Source organism: Plantimonas leprariae (genome assembly GCF_008802405.1).
In the GTDB taxonomy this organism is placed as follows: domain Bacteria; phylum Pseudomonadota; class Alphaproteobacteria; order Rhizobiales; family Rhizobiaceae; genus Plantimonas; species Plantimonas leprariae.
In genome coordinates, this window is sequence record NZ_VZDO01000001.1 from 1 (window position 1) to 19652 (window position 19652).

The following is a 19652-nucleotide window of genomic DNA, read 5'->3' on the forward strand; positions in this document are numbered from 1 at the left end:
GCGGCCGTCCTGTTCGCGACCGTGACCAACCAGGCCGCCCTGACCGCCGCAGACTTCTTCGTGATCTGAAGGCCGTTTCGGACGGTTCACAAATGTGCCGGGCGGCCTGCGCCCGGCACGGCAGCAGTCGACGGGCCGTGGCTCCCAACTCTTGCCCGAAGGCGTCGCGGAAGCGCTATGCCAGAGAAGCAAAAAGCGCCGTCGCGACGAACCGGGCGGGCTGAGACTTCCTGGAAAAGTCCGCTTCCACGCAACTCGGCGGTTGTCACACGCGCAAATGGTGTGAAACGGAAAAGGCGACTTATGCTCAGAAACTCGACAAAAAGAACGATCGCTGCTCCCAATTGATGGAGAACTCACCGAGCCGGTGCGGCGAGACACGAACGGTCAGGATCCGGATGGCAAAACAAGCCGTTCGCTTGCGGCTCAGACGCGACGCGGCCTCGTGACGGCGTGGTAGATTACGATGAATACGGCGAGCACGAGCAGATCCTGCACCGCAGCGCCATCTAGGACGGACGGATCGACAGCCGTCGCGGCGAGACCGGCGAACCTGTCTGGCCACCGATCCCGACACCAGTCCTCGACACCATCGATGCGACAAGAACAGAGACACTGCGACGGTCGGGTCGTTCGTGGCCTAAGTGATCAGGCGTCGAACGAAGATCGTCAAACCCGACGGCCAACCTGCCAAACTCGCCGAAGTCGAAAACCGAAACATTCAACGATGACAGGGGGTGTGGTGGTAGCGGGAGAGGGACTTGAACCCCCGACACGCGGATTATGATTCCGCTGCTCTAACCAACTGAGCTACCCCGCCCCGAAGCGCGATCCGCGCCGGACGCGGCGATATAGGTGCCGCTCCGCGCAACTGTCAAGCTGACCGCGCCTGTCCGCCGATGGCCGCTTGATCGGGCGGCGGCCTCGGCTTAACCCTCGCTCCCGTTGGGGCGAGGCATCCGAAGGATCGGCGGAATGGTGGCGACGCGGGTCGCGGTGGTCGGGTGCGGCCAATGGGGACAAAACCACGTCCGCGCGCTCGCCGAGTTCGGGGTCCTGGCGGCCGTCGCCGACCGCGACCCGGCGAAGGCCGCACGCTTCGCCGAGCGATACGGCGTCCGCGGCCTGTCGCCGGACGAGGCGGTCGAGAGCGCCGATCTCGATGCGCTCGTGCTGGCGCTGCCGGCCGTCGTGCACGGTCCCGTCGCGCGCCGGGCGCTGGCTGCGGCCAAGGACGTTCTCGTCGAGAAGCCGATCGCGCTCGATCCCGCCGACGCGCTCGCCACGGCCGAGGCCGCGCGCCGCGCGAACCGGATCCTGATGGTCGGCCACGTCCTGCGCTACCATCCGGTCTTCCAGGAACTGGCGCGGCAGGTCGCGGCGAGGCGGATCGGCGCCGTCCGGCACATCGTCGCCATGCGGCAGGGGCTCGGGCGCTTCCTTGGCATGGACGCGGTCTGGGACCTCGCGCCGCACGACCTGTCGCTCGTCCTCAAGATCGCCGGCGAGGCCCCGGTGCGGATCGAGACCATGCGGCGGACCGTCCTGTCCGACGATACCGACGCCGCCGACATCGCGCTCGGCTTCGAGAGCGGCGTTAGCGCCGAAATCCACGTGTCGCGCGTCTCGCCCTATCGCGACCGCCGCTTCTCCGTGATCGGCAGCGAGGGCATGCTGACCTTCGACGACCTTGCGCCGGAGGGGCAGAAGCTCGCCTTCCATCCGCATCGCGTCTGGCGCGAGGCTCCGGGCGGCTTCGGCTTCCGGCACGCCGACGCCGAGTTCATCGAGACCGAGCCCGGCCTGCCGCTCGACCGCGAACTTCGGCATTTCCTCCACTGCGTCGAGCATCGATCGGAGCCGGAAACCGGTGCGGCGGAAGCCGTGGAGACCGTCCGCATCTTGGCGCAGGCCTCGCCGCCGCCGAGGGACTGACGCTCAGCCGCCCGCCGCCGCGGCGAGCGGAACGGGAGCTTCAGCCGGAATGCGGAGGGCGTCCGGCAGGGCTTCGGCGACGATGCCGCCGCCGAGCACCCGCGCGCCGGCGTCCACGCCGTCGTAGAACACCGCCGCCTGCCCCTTCGCCACGCCTTCCTCGCCTTCGAGGAGTTCCACCGCCGTGACCCTGCCGCCGTCGACCACCAGCCGCGCAGGCGCCGGGGCACGGCTGGAGCGGACCTTCACGAAGATGTCGGAGCCGGCCTCAGTCAGCGGACCGCCGAGCCAGTTCGCCTCGCGTAAAGTCAGGCGCGAGGTCCGGAGCGCCGAGCGGGGCCCGACCACGACGCGCGCCGACGGCGCGTCGATCGCGACGACATAGAGCGGGTCGGGCGCCGCGATCCTGAGACCACGGCGCTGGCCGACCGTGAAGTGCACGATCCCCTCGTGCCGCCCGAGCACGCGCCCGTCGACATGGACGATGTCGCCCGGGACGCCCGCCCCCGGCCGCAGCCGCTCGATCACGTCGCCGTAGCGCCCGTTCGCGACGAAGCAGATGTCCTGACTGTCCGGCTTGTCGGCGACGATGAGCCCGTGGCGCTCCGCGATGGCGCGCGTCTCGGCCTTGGTCATCGCGCCGAGCGGAAAACGCAGGAAATCGACCTGCTCCTGCGTCGTCGCGAACAGGAAATAGCTCTGGTCGCGATCGAGGTCGCGCGGACGGTAGAGACCGCGCCGGCCGCCCTGCCCGGCGAGGGCGCGGCTCTCGATATAGTGGCCGGTCGCTAGCGCGTCCGCGCCGAGGTCCTTCGCGACGGCGAGGAGATCGCGGAACTTCACGGTCTGATTGCAGCTGATGCAGGGCACCGGCGTCTCGCCCGCGACGTAGCTCGCCGCGAACGGGTCGATCACCGCGGCGCGGAACGCTTCCTCGTAGTCGAGGACATAGTGCGGGATGCCGAGCGCTTCCGACACGCGCTTGGCGTCGCGGATGTCCTGGCCGGCGCAGCAGGCGCCGGCACGCCGTGGCACCGCGCCCGAATCGTAGAGTTGCAGCGTGATGCCGACGACGTCATAGCCTTCGGCCTTCAGCATCGCGGCGACGACGGACGAATCGACGCCGCCCGACATCGCCACCACCACGCGGCAGTCCTTCGGCGCCTTCGAGAGATCGAGGGAGTTCGTCATCGGGAATATTCCGAAAAGGAAGTGGCCGTTCGACCGGCGCCTCCATGTAGCCGCTAAGAGGCGAAAAACCAAATCTTGCGCGTGGCTTGCGCCGGGCGGCGGGCGTTCGCCAAGCACTCGAAACAGGTCGAAACTAAGACGTTGGAGAGGATTCTTATCGAGTTATTACAATAGGTTTAGCGTATTTTTAAAAGCGGCGCTCTAGGGTTGAGTCAGGATTGGTACTGTAGGTGTTGTTGAGAGTACGATGACCGATCAGGTGAGACCTCGGGTGAAATACGTCATAGGTCCGGACGGCAGTCCGCTGACGATCGCCGATCTCCCCCCGGCCAACACCCGCCGCTGGGTCATCCGGCGCAAGGCGGAGGTGGTCGCGGCCGTGCGCGGCGGGCTGCTCAGCCTCGACGAGGCCTGCTCGCGCTACACGCTGACCGTCGAGGAATTCCTTTCCTGGCAGCTTTCGATCGACAGCCACGGCCTCGCCGGCCTCCGCACCACGCAGATCCAGGAATACCGGAAGAAGCAGGAACTGCACTGAACCGAGCGAGGCTCGTTCGGAAAACGAAAAGGCCGGCATCGCGCCGGCCTTTTTCGTTTGTTCGCTGTCTGATCGATCCGGCGTCGCCCCCGCGTCCCGGCCCGGCATTCACCGGACCGCCGCCGCATCCGCCGGGCGCGGCTCAGGCCGTCGCGTGGCGGCGCTCGTCGGCCGAGGCCTCGTCGCGCATCTCGAGCTTCTCGGCGTTGGCGAGCTCGCTTTCCGCCTCTTCCTGCGACAGGCGCGCGGCGTTGAGCTGGACGCGCAGGTCCTTCACCGAGTTCGTCAGGTTGTCGCGCCGCGCCCGCGCCGCCTTCGCGAAGGTCGGGTAGGCGAAGTGCCCGGTATCGGTAATGCCGGTGCGCTTCTCCTCGCTGTTGATCTGCTGGTCGAGTTCGGTCGCCATGCGGGCGAACTCGGCCATCATCAGCTCGAGCTGCTCCACCTGCCGCCGCTTCTCGTTCACCTTGAAGCGCGCGAGGCGCACGAGATTGTCCCTCTTCATCCTGAAAGCTTCCCCGCTGACGGCGACAGGCGCCGGCTCCGCCGCCGGCCAAGCTCGGAAGGTTTCCGGCAAGGCTTCGCCGTTACCGTTTAACCGTCCGTTTACTCGCGACATTAATCTTGAGGCCGAGGATTTAAGGCCAGGTAAACCCGAGGCGCCGCCGATCCCCATCGGTGCGGCGCGTCGGGCTGCGACCCTGGCGGCAAGCCCTCGGACGACGCATCCAACATGCCGGCGCAGCCGGAGCCGGCACGGGAAATTGTTAACCATTGCATGTCAGATTTCAGAAACGGACACACGACTGACGGGTCACGCGCCGCGCTCCGAGCGCTGGCGAGCCCCGCGGAGAGGAAGACCTGATGCGCGTTCTTTTGATCGAGGATGACAGCGCGGTCGCGCAAAGCATCGAGTTGATGCTGAAGTCGGAGAGCTTCAACGTCTACACGACCGATCTGGGCGAAGAGGGCGTCGACCTCGGCAAGCTCTACGACTACGACATCATCCTCCTCGACCTGAACCTGCCCGACATGTCGGGCTACGAGGTCCTGCGCACGCTCCGCTTGTCGAAGGTGAAGACGCCGATCCTGATCCTTTCCGGCATGGCCGGCATCGAGGACAAGGTCCGGGGCCTCGGGTTCGGCGCCGACGACTACATGACGAAGCCCTTCCACAAGGACGAGCTCGTCGCCCGCATCCACGCCATCGTCCGCCGCTCGAAGGGCCACGCCCAGTCCGTGATCGTGACCGGCGACCTCACCGTCAACCTCGACGCCAAGACCGTGGAGGTCCACGGCCAGCGCGTCCACCTGACCGGCAAGGAATACGCCATGCTGGAGCTCCTTTCGCTCCGCAAGGGCACGACGCTGACCAAGGAGATGTTCCTCAACCACCTCTACGGCGGCATGGACGAGCCCGAGCTGAAGATCATCGACGTGTTCATCTGCAAGCTGCGCAAGAAGCTCGCCAACGCGACCGACGGCAAGAACTACATCGAGACCGTCTGGGGCCGCGGCTACGTGCTGCGCGAGCCTGAGGTCGACACAAAGGCCGCCTGAGGGCAGCGAGACGCATCGAGTTTCCGCGGCCCGCCCCCGGCGGGCCGTCGCCGTTTCAGGCGGCCTTTTCTGCGACCGCCGGGAGATGCGGCGCGAGGCAGGCGGTCAGCGAGGCGCGGTCGAAGGGCTTGTAGACGAAGCCGCTGCAACCCGCCCGCTTCAGCCGGGTCATCTGGCCGAGATTGGCTTCCACCAGCATGCCGAGGATCGTGACGCCCGCCCCGTTCGGCATGGCGCGGACGCGGCGCACCAGATCCTCGCCCGTCATGTCGGACAGCGTGCCGGCGACGAGCACCACGGCAGGAACCGTGGCCGCCAGCTTCGCGATGCCTTCCGCGCCGGTCGCGGCCTCCTCCACCGCTACGCCCGCGCGCGCCAGGATGCGGGTCGCGACCTTGCGGATGACAGGCGAGTCGTCGATCACGAGGCAGGTCGTCAAGGGTGCCGCTCCGGATATCGGCCGCCGCACCACGAGGCAGCCTGTTCACCCGAAGACTAGCCGCCCGCGGTTGCGCTTCCGTTCAAGGAAATGGCAAAGGTCGAATGAACGGACTCAGGTCTCGTTCACGCCGGGGAAACCCGGAACACCGCGCTGTCCTCCTCGGCCCCGAGTTCGACCGCGAGGCCGGCTTCCCGCGCCAGAAGCAGCGTGTAGTAGGGCTGGATGGCGTGGGCGTCGATCGCTTCCGGCAGCGGCTCGCCGGCGAGCAGCGCCCGGAATTTCTGCGGCACGCGCAGCGGCGTGCCGGTCGCGGTGATCGTGAAGCGCGGCGCCTCGCCCAGCGCCTCGATCGCGACGCGCACCTCGCGCCCGCGCGGCACGGAAGCGTTGGCGACGACGATGAGGTTCAGGATCAGCTTGGCGATGTTCTTCGGAACATAGGCGCGCTCGCCCTCCCAGGTGAGGTTGGCGCGCTCGAAGTCCATGAAGCCTTCCGCCACCGAGCGGGCGTCGCCGAGATCGATCTGCGCGGTGGAGGAGCCGGAAGCGCCGTAGGCGATCCGTGCGAACTGCAGCTTCGCCACCGCGCTCTTGGTGGAGTTCCGCACGAGCGCCATCGACTCGGGGTCGTTCGGCATCTCGTCGAGGAGTTCGAGGCCGCTCTGCACCGCCCCGACCGGCGAGATGATGTCGTGGCATAGCCGGCTCGCCAGGAGCGCGGCGAGATCGGGGGCGGAAACCTGCGGCAGTTCCATCGTGTCTTCCGTTCGTGGCGCCGGCGGGCGCTCGCAGGCATGTCCCGAATCGAGCCGGCGCAGCCTCGTGGCGACAATGATTCGGCGGCCGACGTGCGTCAACCGAAGCGAGAGCGAAGAAAACCCCGCTGCGTTAGGGTTTCGGCAACCATGGACTGATCAAATGCTCCGGATGTTGCGGTTCGGCCGCAGGTGCGGCCTCGCCGCCTGGACCCCGACGCTCCGTCCCCGAAGCCCAAGGATCAGACCTCATGGCATCGATCGTCCGCAGCCTCGCCCGCGCCGCCCTCGGCGCGCTCCTGCTTTTCGCCGCCGTCCTCGGCGCCGCGCTTCCCGCCGCGGCGCAGGGCGAGAACGGCTACACGGCCGAGGAGATCGTCGGCGAAGGGCACCGCTTCTTCGGCGCGACCTCCGGCGGTCTCGCCAGCGTCATCGAGAATGCCTTCAAGACCTACGGCCTGCCGAACGGCTACATCCTCGGCGAGGAGGCCGCCGGCGCCTTCATCGGGGGCCTGCGCTTCGGCGAGGGCACGCTGTTCACCAAGAACGCCGGCGACCACCGCATCTACTGGCAAGGTCCCTCGCTCGGCTTCGACGTCGGCGGCGACGGGGCGCGCACGATGATGCTCGTCTACAACCTCCCCTCCGTGGAAGCGGTGCACGGCCGCTTCGGCGGCGTAACGGGAAGCGCCTATCTCGTCGGCGGCGTCGGCATGACGGTGCTGCAGCGCGACAACGTCATCCTCGTTCCGGTGAAGACCGGCCTCGGCGCGCGGCTCGGCATCAATCTCGGCTACCTGAAGCTCACGCCGACGCCGACCTGGAACCCCTTCTGACGACAGCCGAAACTCCGCATCGGACGGCCGGCGGCGATCCGCCGGCCGTTTTCGTTTGCGTCCCGGCTCCCAGATGCTATCGGCTCGCGGCGGAACCGCCGCCGGGCTCGAAGGACGCGCATGATCGCAAGCGTTTTGGTGTTCGCGCTGGGAGCGCTCGCGGCGACGCTCGCGGCCCTGCTCCTCGCGCCACTTCTCTGGCGGAAAGCGCAGGATTTCGCCCGGCGTGAATACGACGCGACGCTGCCGGCGACCGCCAACGAGATCCGGGCCGAGTTCGACGTGGTGCGCGCCGCTGCCGCGATGGACGTCAGGCGCGGCGAGGTCGAGGTGGCGGCGATGCGCGAGCGGCTCGGGCTGGCGCAGGCCGAGCTCGGCCGGGCCAATGTCGAGATCGCCGCGCTCGGCAAGCGCAACCGTGACGCGGCGGCAGAAATGGCGTCCTTCTCGGCCGAGCGCGACAACTTTCGCGAAATCTTCGCGGCGCATCGCGACAAGGAGCGGGCCCTGAGCGAGACGCTCGACGAGGCGAAGCGCGACGGCTCGCTGAACGCCGAGGAACTGGAGGCGCTGGCGGTCCGGTTCCGCGAGGTGTCCGACCTCGCCGAGGAGCGGAAGGTGGAGCTCGTCGCGGCCGAGACCAAGATCGAGCGGCTTACCGACACGCTGCGTTCGGTGGAACGGGCGAGCGGCGAGAAGGACACGCTGATCCGCCTCTTGCGCCGCGACGGCGACAGCCAGCGCGAGAGCGCGGCAACGGCGGGCTCAAGCGGCGCGAAGCGCGCGGCAGGTCTCGTGCCGGGCATGCTCGCCGCGCGAAACGCCGCGCCGCCCCCGACTCCCGCCGCGACGGCGGAGCCCCTCCCCTCGCCGGCCGAACCTGCAACGCCGCCCCCTCCCGCGCTGGCCTCGCCATCGGCCCTAGCCGAGACCGGTCTCGATGCGGCGTTGGAGCGAACCCGCGGTGGGGGCGAGTTGAGCGAGGCGGAGGCCGAGGGCCTCCGCGATCGGATCGCCGCCGTCGCGGCCGGCGTCATCCATCGCACGGCGGTGCGGGAGGGCCCCGGCTCGCCGCTGGAGCCGCTCCTGCGCCCGGCCGGAGACACGCCGTCCGGCCCGCATCGAAGCATCGCCGACCGCGTGCGTGCCCTGGCGGCGGGCCGCGACGAAACTCAGCCTTCGGACGCGCCGCCCCGCGCCGAATAAAGCCGTTGCAGCGCGATCGCCGCGCTCGTCGCGACGTTCAGGCTGTCGAAGCCGGGCGCCATGTCGATCCTGAGCGTTTCCATCCTCGCCATCAGGGACGGCGGCAGGCCCGGCCCTTCGGCACCAAGGACGAGCGCGACCGGTTCCCGCACCGCATCCAGCGCCGCGAGATCGAGCGTGCCGCCGGGCGAGAGCGCGACCGCCCGGAAGCCGGCCTCCCGCAAGAGGTCCGGCAGTCGCTCCGCCCGCACCCGCTCGAAGGGAACGCTCAGGACCGCGCCGGCGGAAACGCGGATGGCCTTCCGGTAGAGCGGGTCGCAGCTCGTCTCGTCGACCAGCACCATGCCGGCGGCGAAGGCGGCCGCGTTGCGAAAGATGCCGCCGATGTTGTCGTGGTTGGCGATGCCGACCGCCGCCACCACGGTCCGGCCCTCCGCCGCCAGAGCGGCCAGACGCTCGGGAAGCGGCAGACGCGGCACCGCCCGCGCTTCGCCGACCGCCAGGACGCCCCGGTGCATGGCAAAGCCCGCCACGGCGTCGATCACCGGCCGCTCGGCGACGAAGACCGGCATGTCGTCCGGTAGGTGGTCCAGGAGATCGGCGATGCCGTTGAGGCGGTTGCGCAGGACGAGAAGCTGCTTCGGCACGAAGAACGGCGAGGCGGCAAGCTGGCCGACCACCACCGTGCCTTCGGCGACGAACGCCCCGCCGCGCACGAGATCGCGCTCGCGGATGCCGCGGAAGGCGGCGACGCGCGGATCGTCCGGATCGGCGATCTCGACGAACTGGACCATTCGGAGCGTACCCGCCTCTTCTCGATGCGCGGCCGCACTTCACGGCTCGCGTCAGGGATTTACCGATCTTGTCCGCACGGCGTCCCTTCGAAGGGTTTACATTCCGCGCGGAACCGCGATCAACATCCGCCCATGCCGGTCCGCGCCGTTCTTCTCGCCGCCACAGCAGCTTTCGCCCTCGCAGGCTGCGGGAGCCTGCCGCGTTTCGGCAGCGCGCTGCCTGCCGCAGACCCCGACATCCCGGCCATCGCCTACAAGCTGACCGACCGGGAAACGGCCGAGATCCGCTCCACCTTCGCCGCCGCCCTCACCGACGGCAGGACGCCGATCTTCGGGCCGATCGAGGCCCGGCAGAAGGCGGACGGCGACATCGTCGTCTGCGGCCTCGTCAGGCTCCGCAAGCCCGACGGCCGCGAAAGCGGCATGAAGCTGTTCGACGGCCTCGCCGCGCCGGACCCGTCCGGCACGCTGCGCTTCGAGCCGAAGCGGCTGTCCGGCGCGAACGGCAAGTTCCTGGCGATCTACACCGACTGCCGGGCGCTCGGCGCGCTGAGCCGCGCGAAGGCCGTTTAGCGGCGCGCGAGCGGCGCGATCCGGCGATCCCGACGGACGCGGCCGGGCTATCCTCGCCGCATCTCGTCCGGTGCCTCATCCCCCATGTTGAAATCCGTTGCCGCCTTCGGCGCGCTGCTTCTCGCGACCTTCCTGATGATGGTCGGAGCCGGGCTGGCCAGCGCCCTGGTGCCGCTGCGCGCCGCGGCGGAAGGCTGGTCCTCCGGCTCCATCGCCTGGATCGGCACGGTCTACGCGCTGGCCTTCACGGCCGGCTGCATCCTCGTGCCGATCCTTGTCGCCCGCGTCGGGCACATCCGGGTCTTCGCCGCGCTGCAGACCTCGCTCGCCTGCCTCCTGCTTCTCCTAGCACTGGCGCCGCACCCTCTCGCCTGGATGCTGTTCCGCGGCGCCTGCGGCCTCGGCATGGTCGGGGGCTACATGGTGATCGAGAGCTGGATCAATGAGCGGACGGACAACACCAATCGCGGCACCGTGTTCTCGGCCTACATGATCGTCTCGATGGTCGGCATCGCCTCCGGCCAGTTCCTCCTGCCGCTCGGCGACATCGCCGGCGACCGTCTGTTCATGGCGAGCGCCCTCGCCTTCGGGCTGGCGCTCATGCCGGTGATGCTGTCGGTCGCGCCCGCGCCGCGCCCCTTGGAACAGGTGCGGATCGACCCGCGGGCACTGTTCCGCCGGAGCCCCGCCGCGGCGGTCGGCTGCTTCGTCGCCGGCGTGATCTTCGGCAACTGGGGCTATTTCGGCCCACTCTACGGCAAGGCCGCCGGGCTCGGCACCGCCGGCATCGCCACCATGCTGACCGCCGCGATGGTCGGCGGCGTCCTGTTCCAGTACCCGTTCGGCCGCCTGTCGGACCGGATCGACCGGCGCTACGTGATGGGCATCGCCGGGGCGATCGGGGTCGCGGTCTCGGTGGCGATGATCATCGCCGCGCCGCGCACGCCCATCGGCGTCGTCGTCGGCACCTTCGGCTTCGGGACGGTGCTCTTCACCATCTATTCGCTGAGCGTCGCCCACGCCAACGACCAGGCGCGTCCCGGCGAGTTCGTGCAGGTGTCCGGCGGCCTTCTCATCGTCTACGGCGTCGGCAACATGATCGGGCCGCAGCTCGGCGGCCGGCTGATGGACCGGCTCGGGCCGGAAGGCTTCTTCGTCGCGATGGCGATGATGTACGCGATCTACGGCGGCTACGCGCTCTGGCGCTCGACCCGCAAGGCGGCCCTGCCGCCGGAACGGCGGCCGGACTTCACGCCGGTCGCGCCGATGTCGATGCGGGGGCAGGCGCCGGCCGAGCCGGCGGCCGGCGGACGCTAGCGCCACGCGCCTTCGCGGCGCCGGTGCGCGCATCCCCGGCGGAAGGGGCTTGCAAGCCTGGCTATAATGATTCCATTCTCCCGCCGGCGGAGGTTGCCCCGAAGGTCGAGACAGCGTGCCCGTCGTGGTTGTTGCGACGTTCGGTGCGTTTTGATGCTTGCTTCGGCAAGAACAGCACCGCTTTGCTTATCGAATAAGCACCTTCCACCGCATCCCATATACTCTTCCGGGTAAGACTTCCGTTTGCGCCGCGTCGTGTCGCATGTGGAATTCCATGGCCGGCCCTCGCGGCTAGCTTGCGACGGCTGAAGGAATACTGAACACTGCGCAGACTTGAGCCCCGGGGCGGCCTGGTTCTACCGGACGGAGACGACGAATGAGCGACTATCTGAAGTTCCTCGCCGACGAAGTCCGGCGTGGCGGCATGAACCGCCGCGAGTTCATCGGCCGGGCGATCGCGGCCGGCGTCTCGCTCACCGCAGCCGGCAGCCTGTTCTCGACCAGCGCGCTGGCGCAGGAGCCGAAACGCGGCGGCCACCTGAAGCTCGGCCTCGAAGGCGGCTCGGCGACGGACGGGCTCGACCCGGCGAAGTACCTGTCGCAGGTGCTGTTCTGCATCGGCCGCTGCTGGGGCGACATGCTGGTGGAAAGCGACCCGATGACCGGCGCGGCCGTGCCGGCGCTGGCCGAATCCTGGGAACCCTCGCCCGACGCCAAGACCTGGACCTTCAAGATCCGCAAGGGCGTCAAGTTCCACGACGGCAAGGAGCTGACGGTGGACGACGTGGTCGCCACCCTGAAGCGGCACACCGACGAGAAGTCGGAATCCGGCGCGCTCGGCGTCGTGAAGTCGATCACCGACATCAAGGCCGACGGCGGCAACCTCGTCCTGACCCTGCAGGAGGGCAACGCCGACATGCCCCTCCTCCTCAGCGACTACCACCTGATCATCCAGCCGAACGGCGGCATGGACAATCCCGCCGCCGCTGTGGGCACCGGCCCGTTCAAGCTCGTCAAGCACGAGCCGGGCGTGCGCACCACCTTCGAGCGGAACGCCAACGACTGGCGGCAGGACCGCGGCTACGTCGACTCGGTCGAGATCATCGTCATCAACGACGCGACGGCGCGCGTCGCGGCGCTCTCGTCGGGACAGGTCCACTTCATCAACCGCGTCGACCCGAAGACGGTGAACCTCCTGAAGCGCGCACCCACCGTCGAGGTGCTGAACACGTCGGGCCGCGGCCACTACGTCTTCCTGATGCACTGCAACACCGCGCCGTTCGACAACAACGACCTGCGCATGGCGATGAAATACGCGATCGACCGCGAGGCGATGGTGAAGACCGTGCTCGGCGGCTACGGCAAGGTCGGCAACGACTTCCCGATCAACTCGACCTACGCCCTTTTCCCGGAAGGCATCGAGCAGCGCAGCTACGACCCGGACAAGGCGGCCTTCCACTACAAGAAGTCCGGCCATTCCGGCTCGGTGCTGCTCCGCACCTCCGAGGTCGCCTTCCCCGGCGCGGTGGACGCGGCCGTGCTCTACCAGCAGTCGGCGCGCAAGGCCGGCATCGAGATCGAGGTGAAGCGCGAGCCCGGCGACGGCTACTGGTCGAACGTCTGGAACGCCCAGCCCTTCTCCGCCTCCTACTGGGGCGGCCGGCCGACGCAGGATCAGATGTATACCACCGCCTACTATTCCAAGGCGGACTGGAACGACACGCGGTTCCTCCGACCCGACTTCGACAAGCTGCTGCTCGAAGCCCGGGCCGAACTCGACGAGACGAAGCGCCGCGAGATGTACCGCACCATGGCGATGATGGTGCGCGACGACGGCGGCGTCATCCTGCCGATGTTCAACGACTTCGTGAACGCGGCCCGCAAGAACGTCAAAGGCTACGTCCACGACATCGGCAACGACATGTCGAACGGCTACGTCGCGAACCGCGTCTGGCTGGAGGGCTGATGACCACGGGCCCCGGCCTGTCGGAAGGGCCGGCGGGCACCGCCGTCCTACCGGCCGGCGATCCCATCGCCTCGGCGGGTCCGGCCGGCGGCATGCTCCTGTCGACGGCGCCGGCGCTGCCGGCGGTCGACGCCCGCTCGGCGCTCGGGCGCTTGATCGCCGCCCATCCGCTGGCGGCGATGATCACGCAGCGCCTCGTGATCAGCTTCCTCTTGCTGCTCGCCGTCTCGGCGGTGCTGTTCCTCGGCGTCGAGGCGCTGCCGGGCGACTTCGCGCAGACCTATCTCGGCCAGTCGGCGACGCCGCAGGCGGTGGCGAACATCCGGCGCGAGCTCGGTCTCGACCAGCCGGCCGTGACCCGCTACCTCGCCTGGCTCGGCCATGCGTTGCAGGGCGACTTCGGCATGTCCTGGGCGAGCCGGAACTCGATCACCGAGCAGATCGGCCGCCGGCTCGGCAACACGCTGTTCCTTGCCTTCTTCGCCGCGCTGATCTCGGTGCCGCTGGCGATCGGCCTCGGCATACTGTCGGTGCTGTTCCGCAACCGCCTGCCGGACAAGCTCGTCAACGTCTTCTCGCTGGCGGCGATCTCGCTCCCCGAGTTCTTCATCGGCTACGTGCTGATCTTCCTCTTCGCGATCCAGTACCCGATCGTCACCTTCCCCTCGACGGTCTTCGACGGGATGCCGTTCGGCGACCGGCTCGGCGCGATCGCGCTTCCCTGCGCGACGCTCGTCCTCGTCGTCCTCGCCCACATGCTCAGGATGACGCGGGCGGCGATCCTGAACGTCATGGAAGCGCCTTATATCGAGACGGCAGAGCTGAAGGGCTTGTCGCGCTGGCGCACTATCGTGCGCCACGCCGCGCCTAACGCCGTCGCGCCGATCATCAACGTCGTGGCGCTGAACCTCGCCTACCTTGTCGTCGGTGTGGTCGTGGTCGAAGTGGTTTTCGTCTACCCCGGCATCGGCCAGTACATGGTGGACGCGGTGACGGTGCGCGACATGCCGGTGGTGCAGGCCTGCGGCCTGCTCTTCGCCGCCGTCTACATCTTCCTGAACATGGCCGCCGACATCCTCGCGATCGTCGCCAATCCGCGCCTGAGGCATCCGCGATGAAGCTGCGCGCCATTCCGCTCAGCGCCTGGATCGGCATCGCCGGGCTGGTGATCGCCTTCGGCTGCGCGCTCTTCGCGCCGTGGATCGCGCCCTTCGGCGAGGAGGAGGTGGTCGGCGGTGTCTGGGACCTGCCGTCCTGGAGCGAGGGCGGCAGCGCCTTCCTGCTCGGCACCGACAATATCGGCCGCGATCTCCTGTCGCGCCTCGTCTACGGCGCGCGCACCACGATCTTCGTCGCCGCCGCCGCGACGCTCCTGTCCTTCTCGCTCGGCGTTTTTCTCTCCTTCACCGCCTCCGTCGTGCGCGGCTGGACCGACCAGGCGCTGTCGCGCCTCAACGACTTGATGATGGCGATCCCGACGCTGATCTTCGCGCTCGTCGTCCTCGCCGTCCTGCCGCAGCGGCTGTGGATCCTGATCCTGGTGATGGCGGTCCTCGATTCAACCCGCGTCTTCCGGCTCGGCCGGGCAGTCGCGACCGACATCTCGGTGATGGACTTCGTCGAGGCCGCCCGGCTGCGCGGCGAAGGGACGCTCTGGATCATCTTTCGCGAGATTTTGCCGAACGCGCTCTCGCCGCTCCTCGCCGAGTTCGGCCTGCGCTTCGCCTTCGCGATCCTGTTCCTCTCGACGCTGTCCTTCCTGGGCTTGGGCATCCAGCCACCCGCCGCCGACTGGGGCGGCATGGTGAAGGACAACAAGGACGGCATCATCTTCGGCGTCTCCGCCGCGCTCTATCCCGGCATGGCGATCGCGCTCCTCGCCGTATCGGTGAACCTCGTCGTGGACTGGCTCTTGAACCGCACTGCCAGCCTCAAGGGAGGCCGCGCCTGATGGCCGAGCTCCTGAAAGTCCGCAACCTCCGGATCGGCGCGCATGTCTCGCCGCCGGGCGAAGCGCCGCACGACGTGACGATCGTCGACGACGTGTCCTTCGATCTCGCGAAGGGCCGCGTCCTCGGGCTCATCGGCGAGTCGGGCGCAGGCAAGTCGACTATCGGCCTGTCGACGCTCGGCTACGGGCGCGGCAGCGTCGCGATCACCGGCGGCACGGTTGAGCTCGCCGGCACGAACCTCGTCGGGCTCGGCCCTTCCCGGCTCCGGCGCATCCGCGGCGCCAAGGTCGCCTATGTGGCGCAGTCGGCGGCGGCCTCGTTCAATCCGGCCTTCCGGCTGGAGGACCAGATCGTCGAGGCGAGCCTCAAGCACCGCGTCATGAGCCGCGAGGCGGCGCTCGCCAAGGCGAAGGACCTGTTCCGCACGCTCGGCCTGCCGGATCCGGAGAACTTCGGCCGGCGCTACCCGCATCAGGTCTCCGGCGGCCAGCTCCAGCGCGCGATGACGGCGATGGCGCTTCTCCCCTCGCCCGACCTCATCGTCTTCGACGAGCCGACCACGGCGCTGGACGTCACAACCCAGATCGACGTCCTCGTCGCCATCAAGCGCGCCATCGAGGAAACGCACACCGCCGCGATCTACGTGACGCACGACCTCGCCGTCGTCGCGCAGGTCGCCGATGACATCATGGTGCTCAGGCACGGCAAGACCGTCGAATACGGCTCGGCGCGGCAGATCTTGGAGGAACCGAAGGAGGACTACACCCAGCGGCTCGTCTCGATGCGCCATTTCGGCAAGGACGAGGCGCCCGATCAGCTCGGTCGCCTCCTCAGCGTCGACCATGTCGAGGCGGGTTACCCTTCCGGCCTCACCGTCCTCAACGGCGTGTCGCTGCACCTGCCGAAGGGCCAGACGCTGGCGGTCGTCGGCGAGTCCGGTTCCGGCAAGTCGACGCTGGCGCGCGTCATCACCGGCCTGCTTCCGCCGCGCCACGGGCGCGTGGTCTTCGCCGGACGGGAGCTGCCGCCAAAGCTGTCGCAGCGCTCGCGCGACGATCTCCGCCGCATCCAGATGATCTACCAGATGGCGGATACGGCGATGAACCCGCGCCAGACGGTCGGGGATATCATCGGCCGGCCCCTCGCCTTCTACTTCGGCCTGCGGGGCGCAAAGAAGCGGGATCGGGTCGCCAGCCTGCTCGAAGCCATCGAGCTGAGGGCGGAATTCGCCGGCCGCTATCCGGCCGAGCTCTCTGGCGGCCAGAAGCAGCGCGTCGCGATCGCCCGGGCGCTCGCCGCCGAGCCGGAGGTCATCCTCTGCGACGAGCCGACCTCGGCGCTGGACCCACTCGTCGCCGACGGCATCCTGAAGCTCCTGATGAAGCTCCAGGCCGAAACGCACGTCTCCTACCTGTTCATCACCCACGACATCGCGACCGTCCGCGCCATCGCCGATTCCGTCGCGGTGATGCATCGCGGCCGCCTTGTGCGCTTCGGGCCGAAGTCCCGCGTCCTCGCCCCGCCCTTCGACGACTACACCGACCTCCTGCTCAAATCCGTGCCGGAAATGCGCATCGGCTGGCTCGAGGCCGTCCGCAACGCCCGCCGCATGGCGGCGGCCGGAAACTGAACGCTTCAGAGTACCGAGTATGCCGACACGCGCCTTCCGCGTCATCGAGAACGAGTGGATCACGCTTCGCGACGGCACGCGTCTTGCCGCGCGGATCTGGATGCCGGAGGGAGCGGAGGACGAGCCGGTGCCGGCGGTCCTCGAATACCTGCCCTATCGCAAGCGCGACGGCACGTCCCCGCGCGACGAGTCCACCTATCCGGGCTTCGCCGAAGCCGGCTATGCGGGCGTCCGCGTCGACATCCGCGGCTCCGGCGAATCGGACGGCGTGATCGACGGCGAGTACACGCCGCGCGAGCTTTCCGACGCGCTGGAGGTGATCGACTGGATCGTCGCGCAGCCTTGGTCCAGCGGCGCGGTCGGGATGATGGGCATCTCCTGGGGCGGCTTCAACTGCCTGCAGGTGGCGGCGCTCAAGCACCCGGCGCTGAAGGCGGTGATTTCGATCGCCTCGACGGTCGACCGCTACAACGACGACATCCACTACAAGAACGGCTGCCATCTCTCGGCACAACTCTCCTGGGCGGCCACGATGCTCGCCTATCAGTCGCGCGCGCCGGATCCCGCGATCGTCGGCGACAGGTGGCGCGAGATGTGGATCGAGCGGCTGGAGGGCGAGCCGTTCATGCTGGAGGAGTGGCTCGGCCACCAGCGGCGCGATGATTTCTGGAAGCACGGCTCGATCCGCGAGGACTTCGCCGGCTTCCCGGTCCCGGCGCTGGTGATCGCCGGCTGGGCGGACGGCTACCGCAACACGCCGTTCAAGGCCGTCGAGGGCCTCGGCGACACGGCGAAGGCGATCGTCGGCCCCTGGGTGCACAAGTACCCGCACTTCGCCTGGCCGAAGCCGCGCATGGACTTCCTCCACGAGGCGATCCGCTGGTGGGACCGCTGGCTGCGGGACGAGCCGAACGGCGTGGAGGACGTGCCGCAAGTGCGGGCCTACATCCTCGACGGCGTCAGGCCGGCGCACCGGCGCGACGCCGATCCCGGCCGCTGGGTCGGGCTCGACCGCTGGCGTACGCCCGAAACCCTGACGCTCCACGCCGGCCAAGGCCGTTCGCTCGTCGCCGAGCCGGACGGCGCGCCGCCGGAGCGGATCGCCCTCCGCTCGCCAGAGGACACCGGCACCATGGCCGGCGAATGGTTCACGCTGAAGCCCGACGCCGAGTTGCCCGGCGACCAGCGGGCCGACGACGCCGGCTCGCTGGTCTTCGAGACCGCGCCGCTGGCGGAGGCGGTCGAACTTCTCGGTTTCCCGCGACTGGAACTCCGCCTCGTGCCGGACGCGCCCTCCGCCAACCTCGTCGCGCGGCTCGTCGACGTCCATGCCGACGGCACGGCGACGCGCGTGTCCTACGGCGTCCTCAACCTCGCGCACTGGAACGGCAATGCCGAGCCCTCGCCGCTCGACCCCGGCGAGCGGATCGAGGTGCGGCTCGACCTCGACGCCTGCGGCTACCGATTCGGCAAGGGCCATCGGCTGCGCTTGTCCTTGTCCACCGCCTACTGGCCGACCGTGCTGCCGGGGCCGGATGCGGGCGGCATCGTGGTCGAGACGGCGGGCCTGACCCTCGCCTTGCCGCTGCTCGGGGAAGCCGAGACGATCCCGGTGCCGGAGCCGGAGAATCCCGATCCGCTGCCGAGATACGTCGAGCACGCGCCGGCCGCCTCGCGCCGCAGCGTCGAGCGCGACCTGCAGCGCGGACTGACGAACTACCGCGTCTTCGAGGATACCGGCCTCGCCGAGCATCCGGAAACGGGCCTCGCGACAAGGCAGGTGCGCGACGAGTTCTGGACGATCGCGCCGGACGATCCGCTGTCGATGACCGGCACCTCGCGCTGGACGACGGAGATGCGCCGCGCGGACGGCTGGAGCGTCAGGACGAAAAGCCTCGCCCGCCTGTCCTGCACGCGGAACGACTGGGTGATCGCCGCCGAGGTGGTCGCCTACGAGGGCGACGAGCCGATCCACACGAAGCGCTGGAGCCGGACGATCCCGCGCGACCTCATGTGACCGGGCGGCGCGCCAGGGCGGCGATGCCGGCGCAGAGCGCGGCGAACCCGACGCGCGCGCCGGGGCTCATGTGGCGGGCGCGCAGCCAGGCGTGGACCATCTGCGGCTCCTCGCGGAAGCTGACGTCGACGCCCGCTCCCGCCAGCCGCGCCGCGTAGCGCCGGGCGTCGTCCCGCAGCGGATCGAAACGCGCCGCCGTCACATAGGCCGGCGGCAGGCCGGCGAGGCTCGCCGCGCGCAGCGGATACGCGACCGGATCGCCTTCCGGCGCGCCGTAGAGGTCGCGATAGTAGCGGACGTCCGCCGTGGCGAGGCCGGGCGCATCCGCCATCTCGGCGTAGGAGCCCGAAACGAGGTCGCCGCCGAGACCGGGATAGATCAGCGCCTGCCCCCCGATACCGGCCAAGCCTTCGTCCCGTGCGCGGATCGCCAACCCCGCCGCGAGGTTGCCGCCGGCGCTGTCGCCGGCGAGGACCACGCTCCGCTCCTCGCCGATGAGTCCTCGCAGCACGGCCATGCCGTCGTCGAAGGCCGCCGGCCAGCGGTGCTCCGGCGCGAGGCGGTAATCGACCGCGACGACTTCGGCATAGGTCGAGGCGGCGATCTCGGCGCAGATCGCGTCGTGGCTGTCCAGCGAGCCGACCACGAAGCCGCCGCCGTGCAGGTAGAGCACCGTGGCGGCAGCCTCGATCCGCGCCGGTCGGTAGTGCCGGCATCGTACCCCCTCGATCGGGCGATCCACCGTTCCGATCCCCTTCGGCCAGCCAGGATCGAACTCACGGCAGAGGGCGTCGTACCATTCGCGCTGCTGCGCCACCGGAGCCGAGACGGCGTCCGGCGGATAGAAGCCATCGCAGCGCCGTTGAAAGGCGACGATCTCCGGCTCGCTCGGCCACGGACCGCTCATCGATGCTCGTCTCCCTTTTCGGTGCGCCACTGA

General features: G+C 69.1%; 18 protein-coding genes and 1 tRNA gene. 12 read left to right on the top strand and 7 right to left on the bottom strand.

What is annotated here, in order from left to right:
- Window positions 1-743: 743 nt before the first annotated feature.
- Window positions 744-820, bottom strand: a tRNA-Met gene (locus F6X38_RS00005).
- 155 nt (window positions 821-975) lie between these two features.
- Here F6X38_RS00005 and F6X38_RS00010 point away from each other — a divergent pair.
- A complete protein-coding gene (locus tag F6X38_RS00010; RefSeq protein WP_246191108.1) occupies window positions 976-1935 on the top strand; it encodes a Gfo/Idh/MocA family protein in 960 nt (319 codons plus the stop codon).
- A gap of 3 nt (window positions 1936-1938) precedes the next feature.
- On the opposite strand, the gene mnmA is transcribed toward F6X38_RS00010, so the two are convergent.
- On the bottom strand, window positions 1939-3126 hold the full coding sequence (mnmA, locus tag F6X38_RS00015; RefSeq protein WP_150967490.1) for a tRNA 2-thiouridine(34) synthase MnmA: 1188 nt from the start codon (window positions 3124-3126) through the stop codon (window positions 1939-1941).
- Between the two features lie 247 nt (window positions 3127-3373).
- Here mnmA and sciP point away from each other — a divergent pair, with 247 nt between their 5' ends.
- Window positions 3374-3664: a CtrA inhibitor SciP gene (gene sciP, locus F6X38_RS00020; protein WP_150967491.1), complete on the top strand. Its 291-nt coding sequence runs from the start codon at window positions 3374-3376 to the stop codon at window positions 3662-3664.
- 142 nt (window positions 3665-3806) lie between these two features.
- Here the strand turns inward: sciP and F6X38_RS00025 are convergent, their stop codons facing one another.
- Window positions 3807-4169 (bottom strand): flagellar export protein FliJ, encoded by a 363-nt coding sequence (locus tag F6X38_RS00025; RefSeq protein WP_150967492.1) that lies wholly within the window; start codon window positions 4167-4169, stop codon window positions 3807-3809.
- A 359-nt stretch (window positions 4170-4528) separates the two neighbouring features.
- Between F6X38_RS00025 and ctrA the strand changes: the two genes are divergently transcribed.
- Window positions 4529-5224, top strand: coding sequence for a response regulator transcription factor CtrA (gene ctrA / locus F6X38_RS00030; protein ID WP_150967493.1), 696 nt, complete (start codon window positions 4529-4531; stop codon window positions 5222-5224).
- Window positions 5225-5279: 55 nt separating this feature from the next.
- Here the strand turns inward: ctrA and F6X38_RS00035 are convergent, their stop codons facing one another.
- Together F6X38_RS00035 and chpT are read right to left on the bottom strand one after the other, a co-directional pair.
- Complete coding sequence (locus F6X38_RS00035) at window positions 5280-5663, bottom strand: response regulator (RefSeq protein ID WP_161992564.1); 384 nt, start codon at window positions 5661-5663, stop codon at window positions 5280-5282.
- Between the two features lie 125 nt (window positions 5664-5788).
- Complete coding sequence (gene chpT / locus F6X38_RS00040) at window positions 5789-6421, bottom strand: histidine phosphotransferase ChpT (RefSeq protein ID WP_150967495.1); 633 nt, start codon at window positions 6419-6421, stop codon at window positions 5789-5791.
- A 251-nt stretch (window positions 6422-6672) separates the two neighbouring features.
- On the opposite strand from chpT, the gene F6X38_RS00045 reads away from it, so the two are divergent.
- Together F6X38_RS00045 and F6X38_RS00050 are read left to right on the top strand one after the other, a co-directional pair.
- Window positions 6673-7257 carry a DUF1134 domain-containing protein gene (locus F6X38_RS00045; RefSeq protein ID WP_150967496.1) on the top strand — a complete coding sequence of 195 codons (585 nt, stop codon included), beginning with the start codon at window positions 6673-6675 and terminating at the stop codon, window positions 7255-7257.
- Between the two features lie 120 nt (window positions 7258-7377).
- A complete protein-coding gene (locus F6X38_RS00050) occupies window positions 7378-8463 on the top strand; it encodes a hypothetical protein (RefSeq protein ID WP_150967497.1) in 1086 nt (361 codons plus the stop codon).
- Here the strand turns inward: F6X38_RS00050 and F6X38_RS00055 are convergent.
- Window positions 8430-9257, bottom strand: coding sequence for a TrmH family RNA methyltransferase (locus F6X38_RS00055; protein ID WP_150967498.1), 828 nt, complete (start codon window positions 9255-9257; stop codon window positions 8430-8432). The two genes, F6X38_RS00050 and F6X38_RS00055, sit on opposite strands and share 34 nt — an antisense overlap.
- A 132-nt stretch (window positions 9258-9389) precedes the next feature.
- Here F6X38_RS00055 and F6X38_RS23205 point away from each other — a divergent pair, with 132 nt between their 5' ends.
- The 7 genes from F6X38_RS23205 (at window position 9390) to F6X38_RS00090 (ending at window position 18712) form a co-directional block, all read left to right on the top strand.
- A complete protein-coding gene (locus F6X38_RS23205; protein WP_161992565.1) occupies window positions 9390-9830 on the top strand; it encodes a hypothetical protein in 441 nt (146 codons plus the stop codon).
- 84 nt (window positions 9831-9914) lie between these two features.
- Entirely contained in the window at window positions 9915-11147 is a 1233-nt protein-coding gene (locus F6X38_RS00065) for an MFS transporter (RefSeq protein WP_150967499.1), read from the top strand.
- Between the two features lie 376 nt (window positions 11148-11523).
- Complete coding sequence (locus tag F6X38_RS00070) at window positions 11524-13113, top strand: ABC transporter substrate-binding protein (RefSeq protein ID WP_150967500.1); 1590 nt, start codon at window positions 11524-11526, stop codon at window positions 13111-13113.
- Window positions 13113-14231, top strand: a complete 1119-nt coding sequence (locus tag F6X38_RS00075; protein WP_150967501.1) for an ABC transporter permease — start codon at window positions 13113-13115, stop codon at window positions 14229-14231. Before F6X38_RS00070 ends, F6X38_RS00075 begins: the two co-directional genes overlap by 1 nt.
- Entirely contained in the window at window positions 14228-15064 is an 837-nt protein-coding gene (locus tag F6X38_RS00080; RefSeq protein ID WP_150967502.1) for an ABC transporter permease, read from the top strand. The genes F6X38_RS00075 and F6X38_RS00080 overlap by 4 nt, the downstream gene beginning before the upstream one ends.
- Window positions 15064-16695 carry an ABC transporter ATP-binding protein gene (locus F6X38_RS00085; RefSeq protein WP_150967503.1) on the top strand — a complete coding sequence of 544 codons (1632 nt, stop codon included), beginning with the start codon at window positions 15064-15066 and terminating at the stop codon, window positions 16693-16695. Before F6X38_RS00080 ends, F6X38_RS00085 begins: the two co-directional genes overlap by 1 nt.
- A 19-nt stretch (window positions 16696-16714) precedes the next feature.
- The gene (locus F6X38_RS00090; protein WP_150967504.1) at window positions 16715-18712 is read left to right on the top strand and encodes a CocE/NonD family hydrolase; all 1998 of its coding nucleotides are present in this window, start codon (window positions 16715-16717) and stop codon (window positions 18710-18712) included.
- Here F6X38_RS00090 and F6X38_RS00095 read toward each other — a convergent pair.
- Window positions 18705-19619 (bottom strand): alpha/beta hydrolase, encoded by a 915-nt coding sequence (locus tag F6X38_RS00095; RefSeq protein WP_150967505.1) that lies wholly within the window; start codon window positions 19617-19619, stop codon window positions 18705-18707. The genes F6X38_RS00090 and F6X38_RS00095 overlap by 8 nt on opposite strands.
- Between the last annotated feature and the right edge of the window lie 33 nt (window positions 19620-19652).